Origin of the sequence: Buttiauxella sp. S19-1, assembly GCF_022134725.1 — a bacterium.
In the GTDB taxonomy this organism is placed as follows: domain Bacteria; phylum Pseudomonadota; class Gammaproteobacteria; order Enterobacterales; family Enterobacteriaceae; genus Buttiauxella; species Buttiauxella ferragutiae.
Map to the genome: position 1 here is coordinate 1 of NZ_JAHWLU010000149.1, position 9,634 is coordinate 9,634.

General features: G+C 45.0%; 9 protein-coding genes and 1 pseudogene. 5 read left to right on the plus strand and 5 right to left on the minus strand.

What is annotated here, in order from left to right:
* Together MES37_RS21845 and MES37_RS21850 are read right to left on the minus strand one after the other, a co-directional pair.
* A pseudogene (locus MES37_RS21845) lies at window positions 1–213 on the minus strand (hypothetical protein); the annotation flags it as partial.
* Between the two features lie 244 nt (window positions 214–457).
* Entirely contained in the window at window positions 458–1,246 is a 789-nt protein-coding gene (locus MES37_RS21850) for a phosphotransferase family protein (RefSeq protein WP_237932632.1), read from the minus strand.
* A 262-nt stretch (window positions 1,247–1,508) separates the two neighbouring features.
* Here MES37_RS21850 and MES37_RS21855 point away from each other — a divergent pair, with 262 nt between their 5' ends.
* Complete coding sequence (locus MES37_RS21855; RefSeq protein ID WP_237932634.1) at window positions 1,509–1,982, plus strand: NUDIX hydrolase; 474 nt, start codon at window positions 1,509–1,511, stop codon at window positions 1,980–1,982.
* A gap of 124 nt (window positions 1,983–2,106) precedes the next feature.
* Here MES37_RS21855 and MES37_RS21860 read toward each other — a convergent pair whose 3' ends face one another.
* Window positions 2,107–3,024: a LysR family transcriptional regulator gene (locus MES37_RS21860; protein ID WP_237932635.1), complete on the minus strand. Its 918-nt coding sequence runs from the start codon at window positions 3,022–3,024 to the stop codon at window positions 2,107–2,109.
* Between the two features lie 104 nt (window positions 3,025–3,128).
* Here MES37_RS21860 and MES37_RS21865 point away from each other — a divergent pair, with 104 nt between their 5' ends.
* Window positions 3,129–4,328 carry an MFS transporter gene (locus tag MES37_RS21865; RefSeq protein WP_237932640.1) on the plus strand — a complete coding sequence of 400 codons (1,200 nt, stop codon included), beginning with the start codon at window positions 3,129–3,131 and terminating at the stop codon, window positions 4,326–4,328.
* 956 nt (window positions 4,329–5,284) lie between these two features.
* On the opposite strand, the gene MES37_RS21870 is transcribed toward MES37_RS21865, so the two are convergent.
* Both MES37_RS21870 and MES37_RS21875 read right to left on the minus strand, forming a co-directional pair.
* Entirely contained in the window at window positions 5,285–5,764 is a 480-nt protein-coding gene (locus tag MES37_RS21870) for a hypothetical protein (RefSeq protein WP_237932636.1), read from the minus strand.
* A 315-nt stretch (window positions 5,765–6,079) separates the two neighbouring features.
* A complete protein-coding gene (locus MES37_RS21875; protein ID WP_121815360.1) occupies window positions 6,080–6,412 on the minus strand; it encodes a helix-turn-helix domain-containing protein in 333 nt (110 codons plus the stop codon).
* A gap of 282 nt (window positions 6,413–6,694) precedes the next feature.
* On the opposite strand from MES37_RS21875, the gene MES37_RS21880 reads away from it, so the two are divergent.
* The 3 genes from MES37_RS21880 to MES37_RS21890 all read left to right on the plus strand — a co-directional run.
* Window positions 6,695–7,165 (plus strand): carboxypeptidase-like regulatory domain-containing protein, encoded by a 471-nt coding sequence (locus MES37_RS21880; RefSeq protein WP_237932637.1) that lies wholly within the window; start codon window positions 6,695–6,697, stop codon window positions 7,163–7,165.
* A gap of 2 nt (window positions 7,166–7,167) precedes the next feature.
* The gene (locus tag MES37_RS21885) at window positions 7,168–8,184 is read left to right on the plus strand and encodes a hypothetical protein (RefSeq protein WP_237932638.1); all 1,017 of its coding nucleotides are present in this window, start codon (window positions 7,168–7,170) and stop codon (window positions 8,182–8,184) included.
* 55 nt (window positions 8,185–8,239) lie between these two features.
* Window positions 8,240–9,634, plus strand: a 1,395-nt coding sequence (locus MES37_RS21890) for a hypothetical protein (protein ID WP_237932639.1), incomplete at its 3' end; no start/stop codon positions are given.

A 9,634-nucleotide genomic window follows, 5' to 3' on the forward strand; every position in this document is an offset into this window, starting at 1 on the left:
CTGTTTGATCAGAAAGTAAAACAATGGCGTATAATCTCGGCCACGCTTTTGCCTGCCATGCATTGTCTCGCGCTTTGCCAGTAGCTCATCTCCGACTTTTTTACGATTGCGTTCCCAGCGATACTCACCACCTGGATTATTAGAATGATGCCGCGTAGTCGTGTTGACGCTGCGATACAGTTTACGGGATTTATTCAGTTGATGAGTACGCATAGCCCGATCTCCTGCATCCTTTCTTTTGTGAGTCGGTAAACCCTGTGGGATCCAGATTCAATAGTTTGTGACTGCATAAACAATGCTCGTGCTTAAAGGCGGTCTCATTCTGCTGAAATACCTGCCTACTGACAACTACCAAAAAGTCCGCTTCTGGTACGAAGCAGCCAACTGCAATGCCATAAAGCAGCCCAGAGCGAATAGTTGAATCCGTACCGGTAATAGCTCAATGGTTTTGAAAACATCAAAGTATTCTTACAGTATTATCTAACCAGGTGGGTAGGTTTTCTCTGTACCAGTTTAGATAGAATTGAAAATCACTTTTCTGCCGTTCATTAAGCAATACGACTACCTCGGTAACAATCCAGGCTTTGGCAATTGCAATTTCTCTGGCTAAATCATTAGGGTTATAATGACAAGATATACAGTTATAGCGTGTTGCAAACTCAATAAATTTTTGTATAGACCCCATTCCCTTTATAAGGGGGGCAAGGTCAATAGCTGGGCTTCCAGTGCTGAATCTCTCCCAGTCGAAAAGAATTAAATCACCGTTATCCCTTTTCCCCCAATTGCCCGCATTACTATCGCCTGAAATTAAGCACTGGCCACTAAACAGAGCATCACTTACCTGCTGAAAATATCGTAACTGTTTTGCTGCTCTTCCCGGTAATTCCAATAGTGTGAGAGATTTTTCGAGGTCTGATTCTGACCAGGTGTGGTTGTGATAAACCCATGAAGTGTCTGGAGGGTAGCAATGTAAACGAGACAGAATTGACAACACCTCATCACGCCCAACTGCGTCCTGGTCAACCAGGTGTGGGATATATTCCAGTCTCAACTTGCGTAAAGACGGATCGGCGGATAATAGCATTGGGGTGGGAATGTCTACCTGAGCGAGATTCTTAGCTGCGTGTTGATAAAAACTGTACTCCACATCACTGGCAGGAAATTTCTCGATTACTTGATGACCTGTTTCATCCACAATAAGCGCCACTTTAGCGGTACCCATGCGGGATAAATTATTAACAGGCATACATATTTCCTATAGCGCTGGTCAGTTGGTTAAGCCTGGGGCTTTTGAGTTTAGCGCAAACTGAAAGCCTTGCTGTCAACTCCCCTTCCTGCAGTTAGCATATTGTGATGGTTGCACCATCCGCTTCTGGCACGAAGCCGCCTATAGGTTAGCTCTCAGTCAGCTATGAACAAAAATCAGACATCTGGCTTGCAACAAGACGACTGATGGCGTAACGATGATAATTGAGAGTCGGAGTTAATATTTTATATCAGGAGGCTTTGTGCGTACTCGTCCATCATCTCGATTGATAGTCCTTTCACCTGAAAATCGCGTCCTACTCTTTAATTTCTGCCACAAAGATGACGCGTTGAGTGGACTGTCTTATTGGGCTACTCCCGGTGGGGGACTTGAACTGAATGAGTCTTTTGAGCAAGCCGCCTTACGTGAATTACACGAAGAAACGGGGTTGAGAAGAAACACTACAGGGCCGCAAGTAGGAGCCTCAAGCTTCACAATGATGCTACCAAGTGGGGAAACAGTTCTCGCAGAAGAACATTTTTTTATTATTTACGCGGATGAATCAGAGATCGAATGCTCAGGCTGGAGTAACAACGAAAAGAAAGTTATTCGCGCTCATTATTGGTGGGCGTTGAAGGAACTCAGACACACCAATGAAACAATCTTTCCACGCGATTTGATCATCAACATACTTGCCGAAAAACTTACCTGCTCCCTAAAAAATAATGCACCCTAATTTCCGTTTCTGGCACTTACCTGCCGGTGCGGCACATTCAGTCCGCTGTGAGCGAAAATCAGACCTTCTGTGTTGAGTGGAGATTCATTGTCCCCGCTGGACTCTGTGGCGATTCAATACCTCTTTATGTTGCTAAGGATATATTGCTCAATTTCTGATGAATAAAGTCAATGAGCGCTCTTGTTTTGGCGGGCAAGTAACGCCGATCTGAATAAAGTGCGAACAATTGCAAAGGGGCTGCCGATTGTTCAAACTCAACCTCGATTAATCGTCCATCCTTAATGTAGGGTTGGCAGGCTTGTTTCGATAAAATTGCAAAACCGACACCTGCTAGCGCAGCTCTTCCTGCCATCTCTCCGCTGTTTACCCGATAGCTCCCTTTGACCTTAATCGTCTCGAATCCTCCTTTTTTATTAACAAACTGCCAGGGAGCACCTTTCAGAGCACTTACCGTTGTAATACAGGGTAATTCTTCAAATTGCTGAATGTGTGAAGGGGTGCCATAACGCTGAATGACGGAGGGGGCTGCAACAATGGTGCAAGGGATAGTCACCAGATGACGGGCTATGTAGTCACTGTCATCCATTTGACCACGGGTAATAATGATAGCTAAATCCAGATCCTCTCGCAGGGATTCGAAACCTGACAAATTTGTGACACAGCTGATCTCCAGATCCGGGTACTGACAGGCGAAATCGGCAATAACAGAACCCAGCAATGCAGGACCTATTTCGTTGGGAATACAGATCCGTAATGGGCCCTTGAGTTGCATTTGTCGCAAGGTTAATTCTGTCTCAGTTTGCTCAAGCGCCTCCAGTAATGGCTTCGCTCGGGTATAGAGTAGATGCCCCGCCTGGGTGAGTTTCATATGTCGGGTGCTGCGCTCAATGAGCTGAAGATTCAGTTTTTCTTCTAACTGAGAAATACAACGACTGACATTTGATGTCGGCATTTCAAGGACTTTCGATGCCCCAACAAAACTTTCATTTTCAACCACAGCAATGAACACTTTCAGAGTATTAAAATCAAGAGCCGGACGCATCAATTATCCCATATATGATAATAATAAGTGCCATTTTTACCATCTAATGAACACCATTGATAGCAGTTAAACTCGGATATCTTTCATCCTTAGGGTTGCTTGCTATGCCACTGGTCACACAGACGTTTAATCATAAAACACTCATGCGGATAGCCATTGTAATGGCTTTTATCCAGTTCACTAATGCGCTGGAGTATATGGCGTTAACGCCTGTTTTTGCTTTTATGGCAGACGGATTTTCGGTTCCTGTATCATTTTCTGGCTATGTTTCTGGTATGTACACACTGGGTGCTGTGCTTTCTGGCATTGTTGCTTTTTATATGATCGACCGGTTTAATAAAAAACAATTCCTGGTCAAGAATATGGTGCTGCTGGGAGCATTAACATTTTTGTCCACACTCACTACTCATTTTGAAACTCTACTCGCGCTACGATTTTGCGCAGGATTGGTTGGTGGTACGACAATGGGGGTGGGTACGAGCATTTTGATAAACTATGCTCCAGCTAACTTACGTGGAAAAATGCTGGCAACAGTGATTGCATCATTTTCGATGGTAAGTATCGTCGGCATGCCAGCTATATTATTTTTGTGTACGCACTATGGTTGGCATACTGCGCTGTGGTTAATCAGTTCACTTTGCCTACTGTCTTTACCGTTGATAGTATTTATTATCCCCAGGGATACGGTTCAATCAGGCGTGAAGAGTAATCTATCTATTGATACTCAAACCTTAATTTTCGCTTCTTGTATTGCAATAGTACAATTTAGTCCAATGCTGATTATTCCCATTTTGACTCCATTATTGACGCAGTATATGGGCGCACAACAAAACCTATTACCTTTATTATTCTTAAGTGGAGGTATTGCAGGTTATCTGTCTACAAAAATAACAGGCATTCTAACATCACGTTTATCTGCTCTGATGTTGGCAACAATTTCAACTCTGTTGTTTGTGGCAAGTTTACTGATTCCTGCGATGGGCTATCATAATACAGTTCTATTTATAACCTTATTTCTTGGAGCCTCATATAGCCGACTTGTTTCCGCTTCATCGGTTGCTATCCAGTATCCTGAGAATGAACAACGAGCCAGTTTTTCTTCACTACAGGCAGCAATTATGTCCCTGATAACAACTCTCGCATTCTTTCTGTCTTCCTTATTACTTCCTGACCAGGGAATAACAACGCAAAATCTAAACAGACTGTTGGTTGTTAGTGCATTAGCCGCATCTGGATTTCCCGTAATGGTCATAATACTTCAAAGGAAACTGGCTAAACGGACTATCCAGACACCTCATAATTGATTAGCGTGTCGTCCGCTTATTGGAACACAGTCGCCAATGGGATTATCCAGGGACAGTGTTGAGCTAGGGGCTGACTGTCATTTGTAATGATGTTATCTGGTGGGTAGTCAGGTCAGCGTGACCCGCACCTTTAGCCCAAAAATCAGCGTGGCTGGAAATATTATGCAAGGTGAGTTTTATCAATGATTTGTTGGGAGAACTTACAATTCAAAGGGGGAGTAATCTTAAAAGCCCTGACCATTGCAGCCAGGGCTTTTAAGGTACTACAGACTTCAGATTTAACATTAATGGACTTAATAAAATGATACTGCTATTTATACTGCTTTCAAATGTACCCGTTTACTACAGATAATATTGGGCATTAATACTAAAAATCCTCCCTCTATTTATCTCGTCATACACCTGCCTGCGCTTTCAAAACCTAAGCGTGGCAACTTAAACAAGCACATCCCCCATCGCGACATATACTCTTTGATGCGTTGCCCGTTGCTGATACGGTTACCAAAAACAAACGAAACCGGCAGCATCAACTAAAAAAACAAGGCCTTACATCGTCGCGCTAACACTACCATTTTGCGAACCAGCACAATCACTACAAGGCCTGAAAACAACTACATCCCAAACAACAAACTTCGTGGCCTGTATAGCAAAATGGCTTTCCCAGAACTTCTATCTATTCACTAACTTACTAATCACTTTCATTGTGCTGCTGAGTACTAATTTACTCATTTGAGATTTGAGGTCAATACTGTTTTTTAAAACATGTTTTTATTTACAGCGATAGTGACTGTGCTATATCCCGCTACTCATTGTACCGACCTGTTAGCAAAGTTCGCTATTGGCACTCACCCACCCTTCCAAACATCTCCGGCAGCTAAGAGCGAGGAGTGGAAGTTTTCCATCACTCTCACAACTGATGGCGGACGCCCCCATGGCAGGACAGGAGGTGTTGTCACTCAATCCATCCAAGGTACAGGCTCACCAATATAAGTGTGTGTGCAGCAGCGGCAAGTCACCTTAACATCCTTTCCCGTAATCGAAGGATTGACCTGTTGCAGAATTCCATTCTCATCAACAAACAGACCCGGATAAAAGCTGCTTTCGCCTATGCAGACTAAATCCCTTCGCTGATGCTCATGTAGCGCGACCAACCAAAATACAGGCGCGGTGGTATCAAGACGTCCACATACTTCGCTGAATATTTCATCCCACGGTTTGCCAATCTGTTTGATCAGAAAGTAAAACAATGGCGTATAATCTCGGCCACGCTTTTGCCTGCCATGCATTGTCTCGCGCTTTGCCAGTAGCTCATCTCCGACTTTTTTACGATTGCGTTCCCAGCGATACTCAGCACCTGGATTATTAGAATGATGCCGCGTAGTCGTGTTGACGCTGCGATAAAGTTTACGGGATTTATTCAGTTGATGAGTACGCATAGCTCGATCTCCTGCATCCTTTCTTTTGTGAGTCGGTAAACCCTGTTGGAGCCAGATTCAATAGTTTGTGACTGCATAAACAATGCTCGTGCTTAAAGGCGGTCTCATTCTGCTGAAATACCTCCCTACTGACAACTACCAAAAAGTCCGTTCCTGGCACACAGCAGACCGTCAAAACTCATGGTCCACGGCAGAATCCAATCGCCCGCTCAGGTTTATCTAAGCAGGCTTTATTGTTTTTATACCCACCCAGACAATCTGGTTCTGGTTTCAGAGTAGCAAAGAAGCTAAATGGGTTTCAAAGCCGCTTCATTTCTATGAATGATTACCACACCCCTCGCCTCTTTTACTTTCCGCGAATTTTTTTGGGCGCATACGCATTGGTCTGCTAATCGGTTTACGTGTATTTGGGTCAAAGTAACGACTCGGCCAGATATCCTCAGCAGGAACACCAATCGCCTGGCTTATCAGCATTTCCCCTTTTGCCCACGGGCGGGAAAGTGCATTTGCAAGCGTTGAAGAGCTCAATCCTGACTGACGGGATAAAGCTGCCAGTGAAGTGCCTTTTTTACGCAGGGCAGCGATGATATCCGCAGGATGCCAGTCGTTTTGAGTAGTCAATAAGATAAGACTTTTGGGTAACGTCATAAATATTCTCCAGGAGAAAAATTGTATGTGTTCCCGATGTGATATTCAGGCTGCGAAACCTGGCTGCGGATTTTGCCGCAGCGGCGCTGACTATACCGTAGCCGTTAGTGTTAACCAACCCACTAATGAGTAAGTTGCGAGTCGTTTTCCAAAGATATTTTGGTTGTTGCAGCAGGTAACATTGATGACTTTGCTACGACCAGGCTCCGCGATCGCCCCTCTTCTTCCAGATATGATAGATTCCTCCCAATGGAGCATTTCACTATCTAGAGTTATCCCGCAATGTCGAATAATCGAGCGCCGGTTTTTAAAGTTTTATCGCTGATGATAGTTTTAGCCACCGCAACCTTTTTAAATGGCTGCGTTTACCATGATTACAACAGTCCGCATATCGAAGGTGTTTTAACCAGGCAAGGGCAACCGTTGGCTAACGTCAACGTTTCATTAGCCAATTCGGCGCAAATCATGCAAACCACCACGACTGATTCGAAGGGTTACTTTTCACTAGCGCCAAAAGGTGAATGGAATGTCTTTATTCCCATTGGGCCGCAAGACCGTTTCACTCGCTGGTCGGTGATTATTGAGCAGGGTTCAGAGACACTCACCGGATATCAAGATTCAGGCATTGGCGGTGTTTTCTCAGGCTATTCATCTAACGATCGTGTTTCGCTGAATTGTGATTTATCACAGGCAAACATAAAAACCGATAAGTCGGAAGTACATTATTTTTGCAAGGTGCAGACCAGGGAATAATTATGAAGCTTCGTTCTATCATGGGCATATTGCTTATCTCTCATTCGCTGCTCATTTCTATTTCATATGCGAAAACAGCGACCGTTACATGGAGTGATAATGCAGCCGTTGCTCCTGTTCGTGACTGTCGTATTCCGCTAAGAAAACTCTTAGCAAGCAGTAACCAATCTATGATTGCCGCCGAACATCCCAAAGCAACCGATCTGGATGTCCTTATGGAGAAACACGATGACCGCAAGGAAATGTGGTTTATTCAAATCATCAACGTGCGGCAGGCGCATGCAGATTCAGCCCCTGGCGCCGGGCATTATGGTTGGGTTGTCTACAATGAAAAAACGGGGGAGTTGTGGGATGAACGCGATCAGGAGCATCCGCAAAAGCTCACCACGGATCCTGCCGCATTAGAAAACTACCGCATGTGCAAGATGCAAGATGATCGGTGCTTTCAGGCAAACCAAAACATGACGGATGATCCGACAGGAGGTTTCTACCCTAACGCCTTTGAAGTAGAGGGGGACTCGAGCGTTCGCTATATTGCCAGCCAGGAAAAACGCCAACACCTTTATTGGGCACCGAACAAAGAGTGCACCGTAAATGCATTTGTTGTGAATAACGACAAAATACTGGCGCTATCATGGGGGCAACAACCGGGCTTTATCTGGAGTCGTTATGTCCATCCTGTCACCAAAAAAATTATTGAAGGATGGTTACCTGAAGAGGTCGTTAAAACAAAAGAGCAAATTTGTAATACCGCTAATCAACAGGCAACCGGCGAAAATGCAGCACCCATAAATTTTGTTACGCGCACAGTCTCTAACCAACATCAGCGCCTCTATTTTTATGATGCGCCAAATGAAATTTGCCAGAACAGCACGAATGCTTTTCTTATTGATGGGGACAAAGTCCCCGCGTCGGATAAACCTCCGCAGGCAGGTTTCACTTTTGTGCGTTATACCCATCCTTCAACCCAGAATGTCACCAGTGGTTGGGTTTATACCCGTGGTCTGGTTCAACCTTAAGAGGCTGGTATTCACTACAGTGAAAACCCATATGTATATAAAAAGAAAAATACGAATGATGAGTCTCTTGCCGCTCTGCATCCTGATATCACTCCCCCTGATATCAGCAGCAGCAGATGTTGGCTTAAGCACAATAACCTTGAAAAATCCTACTTATAATCAAAAAGATAACCAGGATTACTACTACAATGGACCGTACTTTTTGATCCCCGGCACAGTCAACGAGGTCAGACAAAAACTGACTCAAGGTTTCCAGAATGCAGGGCTGGGTGATTTTCAATGGAAGGATGATTCTGACGTACTGTCCAAAATGGAACACCCGTGGCTTGAAGCCAGTTTCGCCAACCATCCGGAGCTAAAAAAAACCATAGATCAGGCGACTACTGCATTAGTGGACAACGCTCAACAGGCTGGTGCCTTCAGTGCCAGTGAAAAGGCAGAACTGCTTCAGGCTATTCCGAAGCAAGATAAAGACTATGTGGCACGACTTGAGCTTGCTAAGGCGCCGTTTTTCGAACAACGCATTAGCCGCTGGGAATTCAAACGGTCAGTGTCAGCGCGCCATTCAATCCTGCATGAGGACTTCGGTTACGTGATGGACGTATCCCCTATGTTAGCTCGCGGCCCGATGGTACTGGTCTGGTATGGCGGTCTGGAAACCAAAACCGAAAAAACCTTCAAAATGTTCAGTGGCCTGGGCGGAATAGGCCCAATTCCCGATCCCCACATTCAAACCACTAAAACGACAACAAGCGCAATAGACCAGGCGCTGCAACACAGCCTGAACAATTCGCTGGCAGACATGCAAGTACTGCCCGATGCTGAAGCCATGTCTATTATGCAACCGTGGTTCACTCAGGAAAAAGAAGCTCCACAAAACGCACAGCCAGAGGTGCCAGAAATAGCCATCACTGGCAATCCAACCACACCGGCCCCTGTTTTCGATGTCCCCGTCAGTAAAATCCCCGAGTTTTCAGGTAACGATCCCGAGCAGTTCAAAATCTATAGCCAGTCCTTTGAAGACTGGCAGATGCTGCTATTGCCCGATGATCAACTGATCGTATCAACATTCGCTAAAATGCAATTATTTGATTTTAAAGAAAATAAAATCAAGTTATTGCACAATTTTCAGGGGCAATCCGCCATTACCTCCCTAAAACTTGATGATACCGGCAGGTTATGGGGGCTGGACAAAGTCACCTCGTCGGCCAACGGCGAGCAACCCGGCGTAATCTATAAGTTACTTTCGTGGACACCTGATGGTAAAAAAAGCCGCGAGATTGCGCTCCCTGGCGTACGGCAGGCATTTTTGGAAAACTGGTTAATCAATCCGGGGGAAAACGTCGCGCTTTGGAGTAGCAATGACAGCCCAGTTTTTAACCTGTCCCTCAAAAAGGGGGAACTGACGAGCAAAGCAGGGATGGTTGAATCACGCGAAGCCGCGATAAGG

Bases quoted from the DNA above. Each gene is read 5' to 3' on its own strand.
- MES37_RS21850 (WP_237932632.1), bottom strand. From the start codon at position 1,246: ATGCCTGTTAATAATTTATCCCGCATGGGTACCGCTAAAGTGGCGCTT.
- MES37_RS21860 (WP_237932635.1), bottom strand. From the start codon at position 3,024: ATGCGTCCGGCTCTTGATTTTAATACTCTGAAAGTGTTCATTGCTGTG.
- MES37_RS21865 (WP_237932640.1), top strand. From the start codon at position 3,129: ATGCCACTGGTCACACAGACGTTTAATCATAAAACACTCATGCGGATA.
- MES37_RS21870 (WP_237932636.1), bottom strand. From the start codon at position 5,764: ATGCGTACTCATCAACTGAATAAATCCCGTAAACTTTATCGCAGCGTC.
- MES37_RS21875 (WP_121815360.1), bottom strand. From the start codon at position 6,412: ATGACGTTACCCAAAAGTCTTATCTTATTGACTACTCAAAACGACTGG.
- MES37_RS21880 (WP_237932637.1), top strand. From the start codon at position 6,695: ATGTCGAATAATCGAGCGCCGGTTTTTAAAGTTTTATCGCTGATGATA.
- MES37_RS21885 (WP_237932638.1), top strand. From the start codon at position 7,168: ATGAAGCTTCGTTCTATCATGGGCATATTGCTTATCTCTCATTCGCTG.